Source organism: Blastococcus sp. SYSU D00669 (assembly GCF_054050715.1).
Genome location: NZ_JBJGZV010000019.1, coordinates 11,341 through 31,452, shown reverse-complemented (window position 1 = coordinate 31,452; position 20,112 = coordinate 11,341). Strand labels below are relative to the sequence as shown.

19 protein-coding genes are annotated in these 20,112 nt (G+C 74.5%); 4 read left to right on the top strand and 15 right to left on the bottom strand.

The annotated features are described in order from the left end of the window. Positions 1-12: 12 nt before the first annotated feature. From ACI8AF_RS14770 to ACI8AF_RS14760, 3 genes are read right to left on the bottom strand one after another with little or no spacing between them, the layout of a single operon-like run. The gene (locus tag ACI8AF_RS14770; protein ID WP_456540478.1) at positions 13-579 is read right to left on the bottom strand and encodes a TetR/AcrR family transcriptional regulator; all 567 of its coding nucleotides are present in this window, start codon (positions 577-579) and stop codon (positions 13-15) included. Next, positions 576-1,160: a sugar O-acetyltransferase gene (locus ACI8AF_RS14765; RefSeq protein WP_456540477.1), complete on the bottom strand. Its 585-nt coding sequence runs from the start codon at positions 1,158-1,160 to the stop codon at positions 576-578. The genes ACI8AF_RS14770 and ACI8AF_RS14765 overlap by 4 nt, the downstream gene beginning before the upstream one ends. Before the next feature lie 23 nt (positions 1,161-1,183). After that, positions 1,184-1,429, bottom strand: a complete 246-nt coding sequence (locus ACI8AF_RS14760; protein WP_456540476.1) for a hypothetical protein — start codon at positions 1,427-1,429, stop codon at positions 1,184-1,186. Positions 1,430-1,478: 49 nt separating this feature from the next. Here ACI8AF_RS14760 and ACI8AF_RS14755 point away from each other — a divergent pair, with 49 nt between their 5' ends. Both ACI8AF_RS14755 and ACI8AF_RS14750 read left to right on the top strand, forming a co-directional pair. Then, on the top strand, positions 1,479-2,261 hold the full coding sequence (locus ACI8AF_RS14755; protein ID WP_456540475.1) for an SGNH/GDSL hydrolase family protein: 783 nt from the start codon (positions 1,479-1,481) through the stop codon (positions 2,259-2,261). Beyond that, positions 2,258-2,836, top strand: coding sequence for a DUF1349 domain-containing protein (locus ACI8AF_RS14750; RefSeq protein ID WP_456540474.1), 579 nt, complete (start codon positions 2,258-2,260; stop codon positions 2,834-2,836). The genes ACI8AF_RS14755 and ACI8AF_RS14750 overlap by 4 nt, the downstream gene beginning before the upstream one ends. 6 nt (positions 2,837-2,842) lie before the next feature. Here the strand turns inward: ACI8AF_RS14750 and ACI8AF_RS14745 are convergent, their stop codons facing one another. The 4 genes from ACI8AF_RS14745 to boxC are packed head-to-tail and all read right to left on the bottom strand — an operon-like array spanning position 2,843 to position 8,723. Next, entirely contained in the window at positions 2,843-3,832 is a 990-nt protein-coding gene (locus ACI8AF_RS14745; protein WP_456540473.1) for an aldo/keto reductase, read from the bottom strand. Continuing rightward, the gene (locus tag ACI8AF_RS14740) at positions 3,832-5,493 is read right to left on the bottom strand and encodes a benzoate-CoA ligase family protein (RefSeq protein ID WP_456540472.1); all 1,662 of its coding nucleotides are present in this window, start codon (positions 5,491-5,493) and stop codon (positions 3,832-3,834) included. Before ACI8AF_RS14740 ends, ACI8AF_RS14745 begins: the two co-directional genes overlap by 1 nt. 13 nt (positions 5,494-5,506) lie before the next feature. Beyond that, a complete protein-coding gene (gene boxB, locus ACI8AF_RS14735) occupies positions 5,507-7,015 on the bottom strand; it encodes a benzoyl-CoA 2,3-epoxidase subunit BoxB (protein WP_456540471.1) in 1,509 nt (502 codons plus the stop codon). A gap of 4 nt (positions 7,016-7,019) precedes the next feature. Further along, on the bottom strand, positions 7,020-8,723 hold the full coding sequence (boxC, locus tag ACI8AF_RS14730; protein WP_456540470.1) for a 2,3-epoxybenzoyl-CoA dihydrolase: 1,704 nt from the start codon (positions 8,721-8,723) through the stop codon (positions 7,020-7,022). A 138-nt stretch (positions 8,724-8,861) separates the two neighbouring features. Here boxC and ACI8AF_RS14725 point away from each other — a divergent pair, with 138 nt between their 5' ends. After that, a complete protein-coding gene (locus ACI8AF_RS14725) occupies positions 8,862-9,476 on the top strand; it encodes a GNAT family N-acetyltransferase (RefSeq protein ID WP_456540469.1) in 615 nt (204 codons plus the stop codon). On the opposite strand, the gene ACI8AF_RS14720 is transcribed toward ACI8AF_RS14725, so the two are convergent. The 5 genes from ACI8AF_RS14720 to ACI8AF_RS14700 are packed head-to-tail and all read right to left on the bottom strand — an operon-like array spanning position 9,473 to position 14,108. Beyond that, complete coding sequence (locus ACI8AF_RS14720; protein ID WP_456540468.1) at positions 9,473-10,174, bottom strand: ABC transporter ATP-binding protein; 702 nt, start codon at positions 10,172-10,174, stop codon at positions 9,473-9,475. The genes ACI8AF_RS14725 and ACI8AF_RS14720 overlap by 4 nt on opposite strands. Then, complete coding sequence (locus tag ACI8AF_RS14715; RefSeq protein ID WP_456540467.1) at positions 10,175-10,966, bottom strand: ABC transporter ATP-binding protein; 792 nt, start codon at positions 10,964-10,966, stop codon at positions 10,175-10,177. Further along, positions 10,963-11,979, bottom strand: coding sequence for a branched-chain amino acid ABC transporter permease (locus ACI8AF_RS14710; RefSeq protein ID WP_456540466.1), 1,017 nt, complete (start codon positions 11,977-11,979; stop codon positions 10,963-10,965). The genes ACI8AF_RS14715 and ACI8AF_RS14710 overlap by 4 nt, the downstream gene beginning before the upstream one ends. Then, positions 11,976-12,866 carry a branched-chain amino acid ABC transporter permease gene (locus tag ACI8AF_RS14705; protein WP_456540465.1) on the bottom strand — a complete coding sequence of 297 codons (891 nt, stop codon included), beginning with the start codon at positions 12,864-12,866 and terminating at the stop codon, positions 11,976-11,978. The genes ACI8AF_RS14710 and ACI8AF_RS14705 overlap by 4 nt, the downstream gene beginning before the upstream one ends. 6 nt (positions 12,867-12,872) lie before the next feature. Further along, positions 12,873-14,108 carry an ABC transporter substrate-binding protein gene (locus ACI8AF_RS14700; RefSeq protein WP_456540464.1) on the bottom strand — a complete coding sequence of 412 codons (1,236 nt, stop codon included), beginning with the start codon at positions 14,106-14,108 and terminating at the stop codon, positions 12,873-12,875. Between the two features lie 195 nt (positions 14,109-14,303). Here ACI8AF_RS14700 and ACI8AF_RS14695 point away from each other — a divergent pair, with 195 nt between their 5' ends. Continuing rightward, positions 14,304-15,167, top strand: a complete 864-nt coding sequence (locus ACI8AF_RS14695; RefSeq protein WP_456540463.1) for a PaaX family transcriptional regulator — start codon at positions 14,304-14,306, stop codon at positions 15,165-15,167. Here ACI8AF_RS14695 and ACI8AF_RS14690 read toward each other — a convergent pair. Genes ACI8AF_RS14690 through ACI8AF_RS14680 form a run of 3 tightly spaced genes read right to left on the bottom strand, consistent with a single transcriptional unit; the run spans position 15,151 to position 20,029 of the window. Next, the gene (locus tag ACI8AF_RS14690) at positions 15,151-16,056 is read right to left on the bottom strand and encodes a DMT family transporter (RefSeq protein ID WP_456540462.1); all 906 of its coding nucleotides are present in this window, start codon (positions 16,054-16,056) and stop codon (positions 15,151-15,153) included. The genes ACI8AF_RS14695 and ACI8AF_RS14690 overlap by 17 nt on opposite strands. Further along, positions 16,053-18,407, bottom strand: coding sequence for a bifunctional salicylyl-CoA 5-hydroxylase/oxidoreductase (locus tag ACI8AF_RS14685; protein WP_456540461.1), 2,355 nt, complete (start codon positions 18,405-18,407; stop codon positions 16,053-16,055). The genes ACI8AF_RS14690 and ACI8AF_RS14685 overlap by 4 nt, the downstream gene beginning before the upstream one ends. 11 nt (positions 18,408-18,418) lie before the next feature. Next, entirely contained in the window at positions 18,419-20,029 is a 1,611-nt protein-coding gene (locus tag ACI8AF_RS14680) for an AMP-binding protein (protein ID WP_456540460.1), read from the bottom strand. Positions 20,030-20,112 lie beyond the last annotated feature (83 nt).

Genomic DNA, 20,112 nt, shown 5'->3' with positions numbered 1-20,112 from the left:
GCCTCCCGAACTTCATGATCGTCGCGGAACCCCGTAGAGGCGGGCGAGGGCGGCCCGGATCTGGTCAGGGGTCATCGGGTCGGTGGACAGGGCGCTGTGCAGCACCAGCCCCTCCACCAGGGCGTCGACCTCGCGGGCGGTGACCGGGTCGAGGTGCCGCTCGAGGCTGCGGCGGCTGCGCGACATCCAGTCCTGGGTGACCGCGCGCAGCGCCGGGTCCCGGGCGGCGGCGACGTAGAGCTCGACGGCGAGCACCAGCTCGCGCTGCGACCCCACCAGGTCGCCGGCGACGTGCTCGACCAGCGACTCGAAGGCCGCCGCCCGGTCCGGGGCGGTGCGCATCCGCTCGTCGAAGCGCTCGGCGACGACGTCGACGTGCCGGGTGAACGCCGCCGCCAGCAGGTCGGCCAGCGAGGAGAAGTGGTAGGTCAGCGAGCCCAGCGGGACGTCCGCGGCGCGGGCGATGGCCCGGTGCGACGCGGCGGCCACCCCGTGCTCGGCGATGACCTCGAGGGCGACGTCGACCAGCCGGTCGCGCCGGTCGGGGTCGTGCCGGCGGGGGCGCCGCGCGGTGGTCACCCCAGGGTGCGGACGACGCGGGCCGGGTTGCCGACGGCGATCGCGTTCGCCGGCAGGTCCCTGGTGACGACGGCCCCGGCGCCGACCACGGTGTTCTCGCCGATCGTCACGCCGGGCAGCACGATCGCGCCGCCGCCCAGCCACACGTTGTCGCCGATGGTGATCGGCTCGGCGGCCTCCCACTTGTCCCGCCGCGGCCCGGGCTCCACCGGGTGGGTCGGCGTGAGCAGCTGCACGTTGGGGCCGAACTGGACGTCGTCCCCGATGGTGATGGGCGCGACGTCCAGGGCGACCAGGCCGAAGTTGGCGAAGCAGCGGGCGCCGATGCGGATGTGGCCGCCGTAGTCGACGTGGAAGGGCGGCCGGATCTCGGTGCCCTCGCCGATCGACCCGAGCAGCTCCTCCAGCAGCTGCCGGCGCAGCGCGCCCTGGCGGACGGTCGTGGCGTTGTAGGCGGCGGCCAGGTCCAGCGCGCGGGCGCTGGCCTCGGCGAGCTCGGGGTCGTCGGCGACGTAGAGGTCACCGGCGAGCATGCGCTCGCGCATGGTCCGGGGATCGTCCTCGGTGGGCAGGGAGCTCATAAGAACGACCGTACACAACGCGCCTACCGGGTGAGGGCGTGCCGGGCCTTCCTCTCGACCTTCTTCCCGGTCCTGCGCACCTTCCGGTGCCCGCGCTCCACCTCCCGCTCCGCCTTGTGCTTGAGCCGCCAGAACTTCCACCCGCCGACGACGAGCAGCACCAGGGGGGCGAGCGGGAGCAGGACGGGGGTCAGGAGGAGCCCGAGCAGGAGCAGGACCACGGCGAGGACGACGCCGACGGTCCCCACGAGGGAACGAACAGCGTTCATGCGGGCAGGATGCGCCTGGACCACCCGGTCCGCGATCTCGAGGAGGACCGTGACCGTCTACGTCGCCCTGGGCAGCTCGTTCGCCGCCGGGCCGGGCATCGAGCCGGTCGTCGACCCGGCCTGCGGCCGATCGGGCGCCAACTACGCGCACCTGGTGGCCGAGCGGCTCGGGTACGACCTCGTCGACGTCACCTCCGGCGGGGCCACCGTGGACGACGTCCTCGACCGGCCGCAGGTGCTGCTGGCCGGCGGCCTCGTGCCGCGGCAGATCGAGGCCGTGCGCCCGGACGCCGACCTGGTGACGATCACCGTCGGCGGCAACGACGTCGAGTACCTGCTCACCCTGCTGCGCTGCTCGTACCGGGTGTCTCCCGAGGCGGCGCCACCCGGCGCCGGCGCCTTCTTCGGCACGCCGGTCGACGAGACGGCCGTGCACGGGGCGCTCGCCGCGCTGCCGGCCAGGCTCGCCGATCTCGTCGGCGCCGTCCGGGGCCGGGCGCCGCGGGCCCGCATCCTGCTGGTCGACCACCTGACGATCCTCCGCGAGGACGCCGGCTGCGCCCGGCTGCCGATGAGCGACGAGGACGTGCGGCTGTGCACCGGCATCGGCCGGCGGCTGGAGACCGCGACGGCCCTGGCGGCACGGTTCTCCGGGGCCGAGCTGGTCCGGGCCTCGGCGATCAGCCGCGACCACACGGTCTGCGACCCCGAGCCGTGGGTCACCGGCTGGGAGTTCGGCGACGTGTTCGCCGGCGGGATCGGCCCGTACCACCCGAACGCGGCGGGGATGCGCGCCGTGGCCGGCCTGCTGGTCGGCATGCTGGGCCGATGACGCCGCACGCCTGGGACGAGGGCACCTGGACCACGCCGCCGGTCACGGTGACCGGGGACGGGCCGGACCTGCTGGTCACCGCCGCGGAGGGCAGCGACGCCTGGCGGCACACCGCCTACGGCTTCGTGCACGACGACGCGCACGCGCTGCTGGCGCCGTTGGACGACCCCGGCGCCGTCGAGGTCACCTTCGACGCCGCCTACGACCGGCAGTTCGACCAGGCCGGCCTCGTGCTGCGCGCCGACGCGGAGACCTGGGTGAAGACGGGCGTCGAGTTCTCCGACGGCGCCCCGCAGCTCGGCGCCGTCGTCACGCTGGGCCGGTCGGACTGGTCGGTGGCGCCGGTGCCCGGTTGGGCCGGCCGGGCGGTGACCGTGCGGGCCAGCCGCGCCGGCGACGCCGTCACGATCCGCGCGCGGGTGGACGACGAGCCGTTCCGGCTGGTGCGCGTCTGCCCCTTCCCGGAGGGCGTGCCGGTCGCCGCCGGGCCGTACTGCTGCGCGCCGACGCGGGCCGGGCTCGTCGTCCGCTTCCGCCGCTGGGCGACCGGGCCCGCCGACGCCGCGCTGCACTGAGGCCGGTCAGCGGTCGCTGAGCCGCTCCATCTCGTCGGGGTAGCGCGCGCCCTGCACCTCGACGGCGGCCGCGGCCTCCCCGATGCGGGCCAGCTCGGCGGGGGGAAGCGCGAGGGACGCGGCGGCGAGGTTCTCCTCCAGCCTCGCGAGCCGGCGCGTGCCCGGGATGGGCACGATCCACGGTCGCCGGGCGAGCAGCCACGCGAGCGCCACCTGGCCCGGCGTCGCCCCCCGGTCGGCGGCGACGGCCGCCAGCAGGTCGACCAGTGCCTGGTTGGCCCGGCGCGCGTCCTCGCTGAACCGCGGGATGGTGCTGCGGATGTCGTCGCTGCCGAACGCCGTCGTGGGGTCGACGGCGCCGGTGAGGAAGCCCCGCCCCAGCGGGCTGAACGGCACGAACCCGATGCCGAGCTCCTCGAGCACGGCCAGCACCTCCCGCTCGGGCTCGCGGTACCAGAGCGAGTACTCGCTCTGCACCGCCGTGACGGGGTGGACGGCGTGCGCCCGGCGGATCGTCCGCGGGGACGCCTCGGACAGCCCGAAGTGGCGCACCGCGCCGATCTCGACGAGCTCGGCCACCGCGCCGGCGACGTCCTCGATCGGCACGTCCGGGTCGACCCGGTGCTGGTACCAGAGGTCGATGTGGTCGACGCCCAGCCGGCGCAGCGAGCCCTCGGCCGCCCGGCGGACGTCGCCGGGGCGGCTGGACAGCCCGTCCGGACGACCGTCGGCGTCGTAGGCGAACCCGAACTTCGTGGCGATGACGACGTCGTCGCGCACGGGGGCCAGGGCCTCGCCGACCAGCTCCTCGTTCACGAACGGGCCGTACACCTCGGCGGTGTCGAACAGGGTGACCCCGCGGTCGACGGCCGCCCGCAGCAGGGCGATCGCCTCCCCGCGGTCGGGCGGGGGGCCGTAGCTCTCGCTCAGCCCCATGCAGCCGAGCCCCAGTGCCGACACCTCGAGCCCCTGCCCCAGGGTCCGCGTCGGCAGCATCAGCCGGTGGGCGTGCCGGTGACCGGGGTCAGGTCGGGCGCGGCCGCGCCGCCGAGGCGCTCGCAGGCCAGCTCGCGGATGCGGAAGCGCTGCAGCTTGCCCGTCGCCGTCGTCGGCAGCTCGTCGAACACCAGGATGTGCCGCGGCCGCTTGAACGCCGCCAGCCCCTCCCGGCAGAAGGCGACCAGGTCCTCGGCGCTCGCGGTCGCGCCGGGCAGCAGGACGACGCAGGCCACCGGCTTGTCCAGCCCGTCGTCGTCCGGCACCGGGACGACGACCGCCTGGCCGACCGCCGGGTGCGCGCGCAACCGCTCCTCGACCTCGGTGGGGGAGACCCAGATGCCGCCGGCCTTGATGATGTCGTCGGTGCGGCCCAGCGAGGAGTAGTAGCCGTCGGCGCTGCGCACGTAGGTGTCGCCGGTGCGCACCCACTCGCCCTGGAACACCCGCCGGGTGGTCGCCGTCCGCGACCAGTAGCCGGACGCGGCGCTGTCGCCCTTCACCCACAGGTGGCCGGGCGTCCCGTCGGGCACCGGCTGCCCGTCGTCGTCGAGGATCCGCGCCTCGTAGCCGGCCACGATCTCGCCGGTCGCGCCGGCGCGGGTCCGGCCCGGCCGGCCGCTGATGAAGATGTGCAGCATCTCCGTCGAGCCGATGCCGTCGAGCATCTCCACCCCGAAGGTCTGCGTGAACCGCTCGAAGAGCGCCGCCGGGAACGCCTCCCCGGCCGACACGCAGGCCCGCACCCCGGCGAAGGCGTCGGCCGGCAGCCCGGCGGCCAGCAGCGCCGCGTAGTAGGTGGGCCCGCCGAAGAACAGCGTCGGCCGGTGCTCGCGCAGCACCTGGGCGGTGCGGGCGGGCGCCGGCCGGGCGCGGTCGAGCACGGTGCTCGCACCCACCGAGAACGGGAAGGTCAGCGTGTTGCCCAGCCCGTACGCGAAGAAGAACTTCGCCACCGAGAACGTCACGTCGTCCGGGCCGATCGCCAGCACGTCGCGCGCGTAGGTCTCGGCGGTGTCGCGCAGCGAGCCGTGCCGGTGCATCGCGCCCTTCGGCGTCCCCGTCGTCCCCGACGTGTAGAGCCAGAACGCGGGGGAGTCGGCCACCGTCGGGTAGGGCTCCGCGACGGCGTCGAGGGAGTCCGCGCCGGCGGCGGCGAACGAGTCCCACGACCGCACCCGCTTCCCGGGCACGTCGGGGAGGGCGTCCCCGGTCAGGACGACGACGTCGGCCAGGTCGCGCGACCCGCCGACCGCCGGCGCCAGCTCGGCGAACTCCGAGCTGAGCACCAGCAGGCGGGCGCGGCTGTCGGCGGCGAGGGTCCGGACGTCGTGCGGCTTGAGCATGGTGCTCACCGGCACCGGCACGGCCCCGATGCGCAGCCCGGCGAGGAAGGCGGTGAGCAGCTCCGGGCTGTCGCCCATGCACAGCAGCAGGCGCTCCTCGGGCCGGACCCCGGCGGCGACCAGGGCGGCCGCGAACCGGTGGACGGCGTCGTCCAGCTCGCCGTAGCTGAGCGTGCGGACCCTCCCGTCGAGGTCGATCGCGGTGATCGCCCGCTTGTCGGGGGTGGCCCGGGCGTGCCGGGTGACCAGCCACTCGGCGGCGTTGAACGGCTCCCCGGTGACTGGCGCCGCGGCCGGGGCCTCGAGCGTGGACACGGCGGCCGTCCCCTCAGAACCGCACGTAGTCGTACTCGACCGGCAGGTTGTTGATGCCGACCGGCGGCGGGCTGATCCAGCCGGCGAACTCGCCGGGCTCGTAGTGCGGCACCATCAGCGCGGCGACGCGGGCGTGGTCCTCGGCGGTGGGCAGCCACTCGTCGGCGTGCGCCTGCCAGGTCGCCTCGTCGAGCACCTCGCCGGTGGGCGAGACGTGCGTGCCGGCGAACGCGCCGACCTTGCGGTTGAAACCCTGGTGCGGCAGGTACAGGCGCTCGTCGAGGCCGGCCGCCTCGAGCTCCTTGTTCCACTTCTTCACGCCCGCCCCGCAGTCGGCCGAGTAGTCGCTGCGCAGGTCGTAGTTGAGCGCGGTGAGCATCGGCACGGTGCGGGTGGTGATCCGGCCGTCCTCGACCACCGGGATGTCCATCGTGGCGTCGGTGAGCACGTGGTCGTCCTTGCGCCGGGTCTCCATCCAGCGCCCCTTGAGGCCGGCCGTGTAGTAGGCGGCGACGTTGGACGACGTCTCGGAGCCGAAGAGGTCCAGCGAGACCGAGTAGTGGAAGTTCAGGTACTTCTGGATCACCGACAGCGGGATGCCGCCGTGGTCCCAGATGTCGTCGGTGCCGTGCTGCTTCATCAGCTCGGCGGTCCGCTGGACGGTGCGCTGCACCCCCGTCGTCCCCACGAACATGTGGTGCGCCTCCTCGCGCAGCATGAACGTGCAGGTGCGGGCCAGCGGGTCGAAGCCGGACTCCTTGAGCGTGCCGAGCTGGTACTTGCCGTCGCGGTCGGTGAAGTACGTGAACATGAAGAACGACAGCCAGTCGGTCGTCTCCTCGTTGAACGCGCCGAGGATGCGCGGGGAGTCGTAGTCGCCGGAGTTGCGCTTGAGCAGCTCCTCGGCCTCCTCGCGGCCGTCGCGGCCGAAGTAGGCGTGCAGCAGGTAGACCATCGCCCAGAGGTGCCGGCCCTCCTCGACGTTGACCTGGAACAGGTTGCGCATGTCGTAGAGCGACGGCGCGGTCATGCCCAGGTGCCGCTGCTGCTCCACCGACGCCGGCTCCGTGTCGCCCTGGATCACGATGAGCCGGCGCAGCTCCGACCGGTACTCACCCGGCACCTCCTGCCAGGCCGGCTCGCCCTTGTGCTGGCCGAAGCCGATCGTCCGGTCGGGGTCGCGCTCGGCGAGGAAGATGCCCCAGCGGTACTGCTCCATGGGCACCCGGTCGAAGTGCGCCCAGCCGTCGCGGCCGACCTCGATGGCGGTGCGCAGGTAGACGTCGTGGGTGGGGATGGAGGGGCCGAGGTTCTTCCACCAGTCGAGGAACTTCGGCTGCCAGCCCTCCAGGGCCCGCTGCAGCTTGCGGTCGCCGGCCAGGTTGACGTTGTTCGGGATGCGCTCGCTGTAGTCGATCCTCGACAGCGGCCCGGACGGCGCGGGGGACTCCCCGTGGACGGTGCCCTGCGTGGGGTTGGACTCGGTGGCCGGTGGGGTGGGTGGGTTCACGGTGCCAGTCATGCCCTCAGACCCGCTTCCTGTCGTAGTCGGCGCGCTTGCCGGTGCCGTAGCGGCGCAGCGCTCCCTCGGGGCCGGCGGCGTTGGGCCGCTGGAAGATCCAGTTCTGCCAGGCGGTGAGCCGGCCGAAGACCTTGGTCTCGGGCGTCTCGTGGCCGGCGAAGCGCAGGTTCGCCTCCATGCCGGTGAGCGCGTCGGGGGAGAAGCTGGCGCGCTCCTCGACCAGGAGGCGGATCTCGTCCTCCCAGTCGATGTCGTCGGGGGTGCCGGTCACCAGGCCCAGTTCGGCCGCGTCGGCGGCGAGCAGGTCGCGGCCGACGGCGGCCTCGGCGGCGGCCAGCTCGTCGGCGCTGCCGAGGAACCGGACCTGCAGGCGCGCCAGCCCGTTGCTCATGGGCAGCAGGCCGGTGTTGAACGCGTCGAGCCGGAGCACCGCCGGCGGCGCCGGGTCTTCGTCGTCCTCGAACTGCCCCTCGAGCATGTACTGGCGGTCGGCGGCCAGGGCGATCTCGGCCAGCGTGCCGACGAAGCAGGAGCCGGGCTCGATCAGCGCGAAGAGGCTGCGGCTGGTGGTGTCCAGGCGCTTGAGGGTGCGGCGGTGGAAGCCGACGGTCTCGGTGACCAGCCAGTCGTCGCGGTGCGCGAGCAGGAACTCGTCGTAGGCGGCGACGACGCCGGGGTCGCCCTCGGTGCGCAGCAGCCAGGTGCCGATCTCCAGCTCGTTGGTGCGCAGCCGCAGGATCGCGTCGTCGAGCTCCCGGGTGGCGGCCAGCAGCCAGGCGGTGTCGCCCTGCTCGTGCAGCTCCTCGACCCCGCCCGGCACGGCGGTCGGGCCGAGCACGGTGAGCGTCGCGGTGCCGGAGCCGCGGTCGAGGACCACGCGGACGTGCGGGTAGCGGGTGGTGTCGCCGTCCACCTCGCGCTGCAGCGGGGTCAGGCTGATGCCGGTGGTGCCGGCGCCGGGGCGGGTCGACGTGGCGGCGGCCTCGGCGGCGCGGCGGGCGATCTCTGCGTCGAAGTCGCGTGCCTTCACCGTGGCGTCGACCAGGCGCCACTCCACCGCGCGCCGGCCGCGGACCCCCTCGGCGGTGGTGGAGAAGACGTCGGCCAGGTCGCGGCGCACCCCGCGCTTGTCGACCACGCGGGTCAGCCCCCCGGTGCCGGGCAGCACGCCGAGCAGCGGCACCTCGGGCAGCGAGACGGCGGAGGAGTTGTCGTCGACCAGCACGATCTGGTCGCAGGCCAGCGCCAGCTCGTAGCCGCCGCCGGCCGCCGCGCCGTTGACCGCGGCGAGGAACGGTAGCCCGGAGTGCGCGGAGGCGTCCTCGATGCCGTTGCGCGTCTCGTTGGTGAACTTGCAGAAGTTCACCTTCCAGCTGTGCGGGGAGGCCGCGAGCATCTTGATGTTCGCGCCGGCGCAGAACATCCGCTCCTTGCCGCTGGTCACCACGACGGCCTTGACCTCCGGGTGCTCGAAGCGGATCCGCTGGACGGCGTCGTGCAGCTCGATGTCCACGCCGAGGTCGTAGCTGTTCATCTTCAGCTCGTAGCCCGGGACGATCCCGCCGTCCTCGGCGACGTCCAGCGTGAGGGTGGCGATCTCGCCGTCGACCGCGAGCCGCCAGTGCCGGTACCGCTCGGGCGAGGTGTCGAAGGAGACCTCGGGCGGCGCCTCCGACGTCGTCGCCGGCCGGTCGTCGAGGGTGGTCACGGTGCCTCCAGGAGGGTGCGGGCCGACGTCCTCGCGACCCATGCTGTCGTGCTACACGACGATGTGCAAGGCGCCGTCCGTCTGTAGACAAGTGCCGCAGGTCACTATGGTAGGCGGGGGACCGGCTGAGGAGCAGGCATGGCATCCACGCGCACGACGGCGACGACGCTCACCTGGGTCGAGGACGACGACCCGCGCTGGGACCCCGACCGCGAGCGGGTGTTCGCCGGCGTGCCGGAGGCGGTGTTCCGCTCGGCCGGCCGCACCCGCGGTGAGCGGCTGGCCGGCGACTGGTGGCGGGCTGAATCCGACGGCCGCGTGGTCGGTTACGGCTGGCTCGATGACGTGTGGGGCGACGCGGAGATCCTGCTGGCCGTCGAGGAGAGCGCGCGCGGCACCGGGGTCGGCGCCTTCGTGCTCGCCCGCCTGGAGGAGGAGGCCGCCGCGCGGGGGTTGAACTACGTGGTCAACGTGGTGCGCGAGACCCATCCCGACCGGGAGGCGGTGACCGCGTGGTTCGTCGCCCGCGGCTTCCGCGGCACCGACGACGGGCGGCTGCGCAAGCACGTCGCCGGCCGCCGTCCGGACGCCGGGACGCCGCAGGCCGACGACCCGCGCCGGGCGCGCTACGAGGCCGCGCGGGAGCGGGCCGCCGGCCGGCGCGGGCCGGACGAGCCGGCCGGCGGGGGAGACCTGGGCCCCGGGCACGAGGAGAGCGGCGGCTACGTCGACCCGGAGGACCACCGGTACTAGCCGACGCCCAGCAGCGCGCGGGCCACGGAGCTGTCGCGGCGGAACTCCTGCGTGGGTGACCGGTGCACGACCCGGCCCTTGTCCATGACGGCGATCTCGTCGGCCACCGCGAACGCCAGGTGCAGGTCCTGCTCGACCACCAGCAGCGTCACGCCCTCGGCCTTCATGTCGCCCACGACCTCGCCGATCCGGTCGACCAGCGACGGCGCCAGCCCGTCGGAGGGCTCGTCCATGAGCACCAGCCGCGGGTTGGTCAGCAGCGCGCGGGCGATGGCGAGCATCTGCTGCTCCCCGCCCGACAGCTGGCCGGCGCTGTGCCGCAGCCGCTCGCCGAGCCGTGGGAGCAGTTCCAGCACCCGGTCGACGGTCCACGGGCCGCGGCCCCGCCCGCGCCGGGCGGCCAGCGCCAGGTGCTCGGTGACGGTCAGCGGCGCCCACACCCGCCGGCCCTGCGGCACCAGCGCCACCCCCGCCCGGGCCACCACGTCGGGACGGCGGCCGGCGAGGTCGCGGCCGTCGAGCACGACCGCGCCCGCCGTGGCGTGCACCAGCCCCATGACGGTGTTCACCAGCGTCGTCTTGCCGACCCCGTTGCGGCCGAGCAGGCCGAGCACGCGACCGTCGGCGAGGTCGAGGTCGACGCCCTGCAGCACGCTGCTGCGGCCGTAGCCCGAGCGCAGCCCGCGGACCTCCAGCACTCAGCCCACCTCCAGCTGCGCGGGGCCGCTGTCGTCGAGGAAGAGCGCCCCGCGGTCGGTGCCGAGGTAGGCCTCCTGCACCGCGTCGCTGCGCCGCACCTCGTCGGGGGTGCCGGTGACCAGCACCCGCCCCAGGTGCAGCACGGTCATCGAGCCGGCGAGGGCGAACACCACGTCGAGGTCGTGCTCGACGATCACCAGGGTCACCGACCCGGGCAGGCCGCGCAGCAGCGCGACCAGCCGCGCGCTCTCGGCGGGCGACATCCCCGCCGCCGGCTCGTCGAGCAGCAGCAGCCGGGGCTCGCAGGCCAGCGCCACCGCCACCTCGACCTGCCGCCGCTCGCCGTGCGAGAGCGCGGCCACCGGCACCTCGGCCCGCGCCTCGAGACCGACGTCGGCCAGCAGCGCGCGGACCCGGTCGCGGGCCGCGCGCTGCCGGCGGGGGACGAGGGCGTGCCGCGACCCGTGCCGGCGCTGGGCGGCCAGCAGCACGTTCTGCTGCACGGTCTGGGTGAGGAACAGGCTGGAGTGCTGCATCGTCCGGCTGATGCCGAGCCGGGCGCGCTGCGGCTCCGACCGCCCGGTGACGTCGGCCCCGGCGAAGTGCAGGGTGCCGGCCGAGACGGGCATGGTGCCGGAGATCAGCTGGAACAGCGTGCTCTTGCCGGCGCCGTTGGGGCCGATGAGCGCGTGCCGGGCGCCGGCGGGCACCTCGAGCGTGACGTCGTCGACCGCGCGCAGCGCCCCGAAGGTGCGGCTCACCCCCTGCAGCGACAGCAGCGGCGCGGTCACGTCGCCCTCCTCCGGCGCACCAGCCCGGCGAGGCCGGCGACCCCCCGGGGCAGCACGTACACGGCGATGACGAACACGATCCCGAGCACCAGCGGGCCGTGGCCCTCCAGGGTCGGGCCGAGCGCGTCGCGGACCAGGACGACGACCGCCGCGCCGAGCACCGGCCCCCACAGCGAGCCCGCGCCGCCGAGGATGACGGCGAGCAGAGCGAGGGCGCCGGTGGTGAACCCGGCCTCCGCCGGGGTCACCAGCCGCACGAGCGTGGCGTACATGCCGCCGGCCATCCCGGCGAAGCCGCCGGCCAGCACGAAGGCGCCGAACTTGTACCAGAACGGCGAGTAGCCCAGCGACCGCATCCGCGGCTCGTTGTCGCGGATGCCGCGCAGCACGCCGCCGAACGGCGAGGCGGCGATCAGCCACAGCAGGGCGAAGCCGGCGAGGAACAGCGCGAGCAGGTACCAGTACACGTAACCGGCCAGCACCACCGGCTCGCCGCCGAAGCGGACGGCGGGGATGCCGTAGAGGCCGTTGGAGCCGCCGGTGACGTCGTCGAGCCGGGTGGCCAGCTGGAACGCCAGCTCGCCGATGGCCAGCGTCAGCATCAGGAAGAAGACGCCGGAGCTGCGCACCGCCAGCCAGCCGGTGGCCGCCGCGGCGACCGCGCCGGCACCGGCGGCGAGCAGCACCGGCACCGGCCCGGCGGCGGTCCAGTGGATGGCGACCAGCCCGGCGGTGTAGGCCCCGACCCCGAAGTACGCGGCGTGGCCGAGCGACGGCAGCCCGGTGACGCCGACCAGCAGGTCGAGGCTGACGGCGAACAGCGCGAACACCAGGATCCGGCCGAGCACCGTGGTGCCGAACGGGTCGACGAACAGCGGGACGGCCACCAGCGCCAGCACGACCGCCAGCCCGGCGACGGCGGCCGGCCACCCCGGCCGCGGAGGAGCCGGTGCGGCGGCGACAGGGGCGGTGCCCGGCGCCTCCGTCGTCGCCGGGTCGACGGAGGCGCTCATGTCCCGGCCAGCTTCCGGGGCCCGAACAGCCCCCGCGGGCGGACGACGAGCACGACGGCGAGCGTGCCGAACAGGACGAACGAGGAGACGTCGGGCAGCAGCGCCCGGCCCAGCGACTCGACCTGGCCGATCAGCAGCGCCCCGATGAAGGCGCCCTTGACCGACCCGAGCCCGCCGATCACCACGACGACCAGGGCCAGGATGAGGATCGTGTCGTCCAGCCCCGGGCGGGCGCCGTACACCGGCGCCCCCAGGACGCCGGCCAGCGTGGCCAGCATCGAGCCGATCCCCAGGACGGCGACCTTCACCTTGCGGTTGTCGATCCCCATCGCCGAGACCATCTCGCGGTCGGCCACGCTGGCCCGCACCAGCGCGCCCACCGACGTCCGCTCGACCACCAGCCAGACGACGACGGCGAGCACCACGCCGATCGCGATCAGCAGCAGCCGGTAGGTCGGGTAGGAGTTCCCGGCGACCGACACGCTGCCGTCGAGCCCGGGCGGCGCGGCCACGCTCAGCGCGTCGTTGCCGTACGCGATGGAGAGCACCTCGGCGACGATCAGCGAGACGCCCAGGGTGAGCAGCGCCTGGTCGAGGATCGGCCGCCGGGCCAGCGGCTCGGTCATGACCGACAGCCCCGCGCCGGCGAGCAGCCCCACGACGGCGGCCAGGCCCAGCGCGCCCAGGAAGGCGCCCCACGTGGCGCCGCCGCCGAGCAGGTCCCAGGCGAGGTAGGCACCGACCAGGTAGAGCGCGCCGTGGGCCAGGTTGAGCACGTCCATCATCCCGAAGACGATCGACAGCCCGAGGGCGAGGATGAACAGCAGCGATCCGATGGCGAAGCCGTTGAGGATGCTGACGAGGTTGGCGTCCAGCCAGCCGACCACGAGCGCTCAGGCCCCCGGCTGGGCGTACACGCCGAGCTCCTCGACGACGCTGTTGATCAGCGTGCCGCCGTCGTCGGTGACCTCCCGCAGGTAGACCGCCTGCTCGGGGGACTGCCCGGTGAAGCTCCACGGCCCGCGGGGGCTGTTCGCGATCTCGCCCAGCCCCTCCAGCGCCGCGGAGACCGAGTCGCCGCTGAGGTCGTCGGCCTCGGCCAGCGCCTGGTCGAGCACGTTCGCGGTGTCGAACGTCGTCATCGCGAAGACCGTCGGCAGCTCGTCGTACGCCTCCTGGTAGGCCTGCACGAACTCCGTGTTGGCGTCGTTCTCGATCTCGGTCGAGTAGTGCAGCGTCGTCTGCACGCCGACCGCGGACTGGCCCTGCGCCTCGAGCACGCTGCCCTCGGTGAGGAAGCCCGAGCCGTAGAGCGGGATGGTGTCCTTGAGCCCGAACGAGTCGTACTGCTGCACGAAGCTCACCGCCTCGCCGCCGGAGTAGAAGACGAAGGTGGCGGCCGCCCCCGAGGACTGGATGCCGGAGAGGAACGGCTGGAAGTCCTGCGTCGTCCCGAACGGGGTCAGCGCTTGCCCGGCGACCGTGCCCCCGCCGGCCTCGTAGGCCTCGGTGAAGCCGGCGACGACCTCCTGGCCGGCCGCGTAGTCCGGCGCCATGACGTAGACCGGGCCGACCCCCTCGGCGGCGAGGTGCTCGCCCATTGCCGAGGCGATCTGCGCGTTCGTGAACGAGGTGCGCCACACGTACGGCGACGCGGCGTCGGCGGTGATCGCGCCGGCACCGGCGTTCGCCACGACGAGGACCTTCTGCGCCTCCGCGAACTGCTCGGCCGCACCCAGCGCGGTGGCCGAGTTGACGATGCCGACGACGACGTCGACCTGGTCCTGCTGCAGCAGGCGCTGCACCGCCGGCACCCCGGTGTCGGGCCCCTCGCCCTCGTCGGCGACGACGGTCTCCACCTCGTAGCCGCCGAGCGTGCCGTCGTTCTGCTCCAGCCAGAGCTCCCAGCCGTTCTGCATGTCCTCGCCGAGCGGGGTGTAGACGCCCGCCTGCGGGATCACCAGGCCGACCTTGATGCTGCCGCCGCCCTCGCCCCCGTCGCCGCCGCCGCCCCCGCCGTCGTCGTCCCCGCCGAGGCTGCCGCCGCCGCAGGCGGCCACCGCCACGGTCAGCACACCGGCGCCGGCGGCGGCGAGGAGGCGGCGCCGGGAACGGGAGGTCAACGCCATCGCGGGCTCCTGCGGGTCGGGTCCGACGTGCTACAGACGTGCGCCGAGCGTTGACGCATGCTGTAGAAGTCGGATCGGGTGTGTCAAGGGTCACAGCGCGTCCGCCGGGTCTCGTGACCGGATCGATGCCCCGCCGGGGTGGTGCGCCCCGGAGGGACGGCGGGGACGGGAGGACCGGGTGCCACGATGGACGCCGTGAACCCCGCGCCGGTCGAGGAGCTCGACGAGGTCGAGCCCGTCCCGGCCCGGCGCGAGCTGGGCGCCGGCAGCGCCCGGAGCCTGCTGCTCACCGTGCTCGGCGAGTTCGTGCTGCCCGCGGCGCAGCCGGTGTGGACGGCGACCCTGCTGGAGCTGCTCGGCGAGCTCGACGTGGCCGAGAAGGCGGCCCGCCAGGCCATCATGCGCACCGCCGACTCCGGCTGGATCGAGGCGCGGCGGTTCGGGCGCGAGACCCGCTGGGGGCTGACGCCGTCCGGCGTCGCGCTGCTGCGCGAGGGCACCGAGCGGATCTACGGCTTCGCCGCGCCCGAGCAGCCGTGGGACCACCGCTGGCTGGTGCTCAGCGTCGGGGTGCCCGAGAACAACCGGGCCCTGCGCTCGCGGCTGCGCACCCGGCTGGGCTGGGTCGGCCTCGGCTCGCCGCGGGCCGGCACGTGGGTGACACCCCGGGTCGACCGGGAGGCGGCGGCGCGCACCGTGCTGGAGGAGCTCGGCCTGCTGGCGGGCAGCTGGTCGTTCGTGGCCACCGCCGGCGCCGTGGGCGACGAGCGCTCGCTGGTCCGGGCCGCGTGGGAGCTCGACGCGGTGGAGGAGCGGTACGAGGACTTCCTCGAGCTGGTCGGCCGCCGCCGTCCGCGGACCGACCGGCAGGCCCTGCTGGCCCAGATCCGGCTCGTGCAGGAGTGGCGCCGCTTCCCCCTGCTCGACCCCGGCCTGCCGCGCGAGCTCCTGCCGCCGCGCTGGAGCGGGCACCGGGCCGCCGAGGTCTTCCGCGAGCGGCACGCCGCCTGGGCCCCCCGGGCGCAGGCCGCCTGGGCGGAGCTCATCCGGGCTCGCTGACCGCCGCCGGGGTGCGGGCGGGCACCACGACGAGGGCCACGCCCAGCGCGGTCAGGCCGATGCCGACCAGCGAGACCGGCGCGAGGCGCTCGCCGAACACCAGGTACGCCTCGACCGCGGTGGCCGGCGGCACCAGGAAGTAGAGGCTCGACACGCTCGCCGCGCTGCCCCGGCGCAGCAGCAGGAGGAGCAGCAGCACCGCGCCGAGCGACAGCACGACGACCAGCCAGACGAAGGCGGCGACGAACTCGCCGGTCCACTCGATGCGCAGGTCCTCGGTGGCCAGGGCGATCGCGAGCAGCAGCACCGCCGACGCCGCGTACTGCACCGCCGTCCCCCACAGCAGGGGCACGGCCTCGCCGTGCCGCTTCTGGAACACCGTGCCGTAGGTGCCGGCCGCCAGCGCGACGACGCAGGCCAGCAGCCCGGCCGGCGGCAGCGGCCCGACCGGGCCCGCGGCCAGCACCCCGGGGACGACGACGAGCGCGACCCCGGCCAGGCCGAGCCCCAGCCCGACCCACTGCCGCGCGGTCGGCCGCTCGCCGAGCACGCGGGCGGCGAGGACGGCGACCAGCACCGGCTGCAGGCTCACCACCACCGCCGAGACCCCGGCGGGGATCCCGATGGAGATGGCGTAGAAGACCCCGCCGAGGTAGCCGGCGTGCAGCAGGAGCCCGGCGGCGGCCGCCTGCCCGTACTGCGCGCCGCGGGGCCGGGCCGAGCGCAGCGCGGCGGCGATGCCGGCCAGCAGCACCGCGGCCAGCGCCAGCCGGACGCCGAGGAAGGTGAACGGGTCGGCGTAGGGCAGCCCGTACTTCGCGCCGACGAACCCGGTGCTCCACAGCAGCACGAACAGCGCCGGGGCGCCGACGCGCTGCAGCCTGCTCACGGGGTCCAGCGTGCATGGCGGGTGCGCGGCTCCCCGCGGCGGATCAGCTCCAGCCGGGGCCGCGGCCCGTCGCTGCGGCCGGTCTGCGGCCGCCGGCTGCCGGCCCGGAACGGCGCGGGCCAGGTGGCGCCCGGCCCGGCCCACTCCTGCTCGGCCGCGGCGTGCAGCGTCCACTGCGGGTCGTAGAGGTGCGGCCGGCCGAGCGCGCACAGGTCGGCCCGCCCGGCCAGCAGGATGGAGTTGACGTCGTCGTGGCTGGAGATCGCGCCCACGGCGATCACCGCGACGCCGAACTCGCGGCCCACCTCGTTGCGGATCCGGTCGGCGTACGGGGTCTGGTAGCTGCGGCCGAACGCCGGGCGCTCCTCCTTGACCACCTGGCCGGTGGAGACGTCGATGCCGTCGGCGCCGTGCTCGGCGAAGGCGCGGGCCACCGCCACGGCGTCGTCCACGTCGGTGCCGCCCTCGCACCAGTCGGTCGCCGAGATCCGCACGGTCATCGGCCGCCCGGCCGGCCACACCTCGCGGACGGCGTCGAACACCTCCAGCGGGTAGCGCAGCCGGTTCTCCAGCGGGCCGCCGTAGCGGTCGGTGCGGCGGTTGGACAGCGGCGAGATGAACGACGACAGCAGGTAGCCGTGCGCGCAGTGCAGCTCGAGCACGTCGAAGCCGGCGCGCACCGCCGCCCGGGCGTTGGCGACGAACTGCTCGCGGATCCCCGCCAGCTCGGTCTCGGAGAGCTCCCGCGGCACCTGGTTGGCGGGGGAGTAGGGGATCGGCGACGGGCCGACGACCTCCCAGTTCCCGTCGGGCAGCGGCTCGTCGATGCCCTCCCACATCCGCTTCGTCGAGCCCTTGCGGCCCGAGTGGCCCAGCTGGACGCCGATCTGCGCATCGGTGTGCCCGTGCACGAAGTCGACGACGCGGGTCCAGGCCCGCTCCTGCTCCGCGGTGTACAGGCCGGTGCAGCCCAGGCTGATCCGCGCCTCCGGGCTGACGCACACCATCTCGGTCATCACCAGCCCGGCACCGCCGAGCGCCTTGCTGCCCAGGTGCACCAGGTGGAAGTCGGTCGGCAGCCCGTCCTCGCCGGAGTACATGTCCATCGCCGAGACGACGACGCGGTTCTTCAGCTCCAGCTCGCCCAGGCGGAAGGAGTGGAACATCGGCGGCCGCGGCGTCGTCGGCTCGGGCTGGCTGCGGGCGAACCAGGCGTCGACGCCGGCGACGAACTCGGGGTCGCGCAGCCGCAGGTTCTCGTGGGTCACCCGCCGGCTGCGGGTGACGATGTTGAACGCGAACTGCTCGGGGTCCTGGTGCACGTAGTGCCCGATGTCCTCGAACCACTGCATGCTGGCCTTGGCCGCGCGCTGGGTGGAGAGCACGACCGGCCGCCGCTCCTCCTCGTAGGCGGTCAGCGCGGCGTCGAGGTCGGGCTGCTCGTGCAGGCAGGCGGCCAGGGCGAGGGCGTCCTCCATGGCCAGCTTGGTGCCCGAGCCGATGGAGAAGTGCGCGGTGTGCGCGGCGTCGCCGATCAGCACCAGGTTGCCGTGCCGCCAGGTGCGGTTGGACAGCGACAGGAAGTTCAGCCACTTCGAGTTGTTGGCGAACACCCGGTGGCCGTCGAGGACGTCGGCGAACAGCTGCCGGACCAGCTCGATCGACTTCTCGTCGCTCTCGCCGGGCGCCAGGTCGACCGCCGCGACGTCGCCGAACGCCCGCTGCCACACCCGCTCGTGCATCTCGACGATGAACGTGCTGCCGGTGCGGTCGTACGGGTAGCCGTGGATCTGCATGACCCCGTGCGGGGTCTCCTCGACGTAGAACTTGAAGGCCTCGAACACCAGGTCGGTGCCGAGCCACATGTACCGGCTGTGCCGGGTCTCCAGCGTGGGGTCGAAGACGTCGGCGTAGCGGGCGCGGACCCGGGAGTTGGCGCCGTCGGCGGCGAGGACGAGGTCGGCGGTGCGGCGCAGCTCCTCGACGTCCGGTGCCTCGGTGCGGAAGTGCACCGTCACGCCGAGGTCGGCGCAGCGGCGCTGCAGGATGCCGAGCAGCTCCTTGCGGCTCATCGCGGCGAAGCCGTGGCCGCCCGAGGTGGTCACCGTGCCGCGGAAGTGGACGTCGATGTCGTCCCAGCGCGCGAAGTGCTTCTCCATCTCGCGGTGGACGACGGGGTCGGCGTGCTCGATGCCGCCGAGGGTCTCGTCGGAGAAGACGACGCCGAAGCCGAAGGTGTCGTCCGGGGCGTTGCGCTCCCAGACCGTCACCTCGTGCGTGGGGTCGAGCTGCTTGACCAGGGCCGAGAAGTAGAGGCCGCCCGGGCCCCCGCCGACCACCGCGATGCGCATCCGTCGTCCCCTCAGCGCAGCCGGTAGCGCTGCAGCTTGCCGGTGTTGGTCCGCGGCAGCTCGTCGACGAACTCGACCACCCGCGGGCACTTGTACGGGGCGATGGCCTGCTTGGTGAACGCCCGCAGCTCCTCGGCGGTCACCTCGCCCGCGCGCTCGGGGTTGAGGACGACGAACGCCTTGACCACCATGCCGCGGTCGGGGTCGGGTGCCCCGACGACGGCGCACTCGACGACGTCCGGGTGGCCCAGCAGCGCCTGCTCCACCTCGGGGCCGGCGATGTTGTAGCCGGCCGAGACGATCATGTCGTCGGTGCGCGCCCGGTAGCGGAAGTAGCCGTCGGCGTCGCGGACGTAGGTGTCGCCGGTGTAGTTCCAGCCGTGCCGCACGTACTCGGTCTGCCGGTCACCGCCGAGGTAGCGGCAGCCGGTGGGCCCGCGGACGGCGAGGTGCCCCTCGGTGCCGTCGGGCACCGGGTGGCCGTCGTCGTCGAGCACCGCGGCGGTGTAGCCGGGGACGGCGCGGCCGGTGCAGCCGGGGCGGATGTCGTCGTCGGCGGCGGAGATGAAGATGTGCAGCATCTCGGTGGCGCCGATGCCGTCGATGATCTTCACCCCGGTCGCGTCGTGCACGGCCCGCCAGACCGCCTCCGGCAGCGTCTCGCCGGCCGACACCGCGCGGCGCAGGCCGGCGAGGCCGCGGGCCCACCCGCCGGCGACGACCGCCTTGTACATGGTCGGCGCGGTGAACAGCACCGTGACGCCGTGCGCCGCCACCGCCGCGGCCAGCTGCTCGGGGGTGGCCTTCTCGAGCAGCAGCACGCTGGCGCCGACGCGCAGCGGGAAGACGACGAGCCCGCCCAGGCCGTAGGTGAAGGCGAGCGGCGGGGTGCCGGTGAAGACGTCGTCCGCCGTCGGGCGCAGCACGTGCGCCGAGAACGTGTCGGCGATGGCCAGCACGTCGCGGTGGAAGTGCATGGTGGCCTTGGGCCGGCCGGTGGTGCCGGAGGTGAAGGCCAGCAGCGCCACGTCGTCGGCGGCGGTGTCGACCGGGGGGAAGCCGGTCGGCCGGGCGGCGGCCCGGGGGAGCAGGTCGTCGTCCCCGTCGCCGCCGAACGCGACGGTGGTCAGGCCGGGGACGGCGGCCCGCTCCAGGTCGGCCAGCAGCCGGGCGTCGCACAGCGCCACGGCGGGCCGGCTGATCTCGGCCACGGTGGCCAGCTCCGCGGCGCGCAGCAGCGGCATCGTCGTCACCGCCACCGCACCCGCCCGCAGGACGGCGAACCAGCAGGCGACCAGCCAGGGCTCGTTGAACCCGCGCAGCAGCACCCGCGTGCCGGGGACGACGCCGAGCTCCTCGACCAGGACGGCGGCGATGCGCTCGGCGTGCGCGCGCAGGTCCCCGTAGCTCCAGGAGGTGCCGTCGGGGGTGCGCAGGCACGGCCGGTCGGCGCCGAGCCGGTCGATGGTGGCGTCGAGCAGCTCGGCGGCGCAGTTGAGCCGCGGCCCGTAGGGCAGGTCGCCGAGGTCGAGCACCGGCCACTGCTCCCGGGGCGGCAGGTGCTCGCGGCAGAAGGGGTCGACGTGGGCCGAGGGGGTGAGGGCGGCGGGGGTGAGGGTCATGGGGACCTCCCGGCAGCGGCCGCCGGCGCAGCGGTGGGCCGGCGGCACCGTGGGGCCAGTATGCCGTCGTCCTGACGGGAGTC

Excerpts from the sequence above, each read along its gene's own strand:
- ACI8AF_RS14765 (WP_456540477.1), bottom strand. The coding sequence starts at position 1,160 with ATGAGCTCCCTGCCCACCGAGGACGATCCCCGGACCATGCGCGAGCGC.
- ACI8AF_RS14760 (WP_456540476.1), bottom strand. The coding sequence starts at position 1,429 with ATGAACGCTGTTCGTTCCCTCGTGGGGACCGTCGGCGTCGTCCTCGCC.
- ACI8AF_RS14750 (WP_456540474.1), top strand. The coding sequence starts at position 2,258 with ATGACGCCGCACGCCTGGGACGAGGGCACCTGGACCACGCCGCCGGTC.
- ACI8AF_RS14745 (WP_456540473.1), bottom strand. The coding sequence starts at position 3,832 with ATGCTGCCGACGCGGACCCTGGGGCAGGGGCTCGAGGTGTCGGCACTG.
- boxB (WP_456540471.1), bottom strand. The coding sequence starts at position 7,015 with ATGACTGGCACCGTGAACCCACCCACCCCACCGGCCACCGAGTCCAAC.
- ACI8AF_RS14725 (WP_456540469.1), top strand. The coding sequence starts at position 8,862 with ATGGCATCCACGCGCACGACGGCGACGACGCTCACCTGGGTCGAGGAC.
- ACI8AF_RS14710 (WP_456540466.1), bottom strand. The coding sequence starts at position 11,979 with ATGAGCGCCTCCGTCGACCCGGCGACGACGGAGGCGCCGGGCACCGCC.
- ACI8AF_RS14700 (WP_456540464.1), bottom strand. The coding sequence starts at position 14,108 with ATGGCGTTGACCTCCCGTTCCCGGCGCCGCCTCCTCGCCGCCGCCGGC.
- ACI8AF_RS14685 (WP_456540461.1), bottom strand. The coding sequence starts at position 18,407 with ATGCGCATCGCGGTGGTCGGCGGGGGCCCGGGCGGCCTCTACTTCTCG.
- ACI8AF_RS14680 (WP_456540460.1), bottom strand. The coding sequence starts at position 20,029 with ATGACCCTCACCCCCGCCGCCCTCACCCCCTCGGCCCACGTCGACCCC.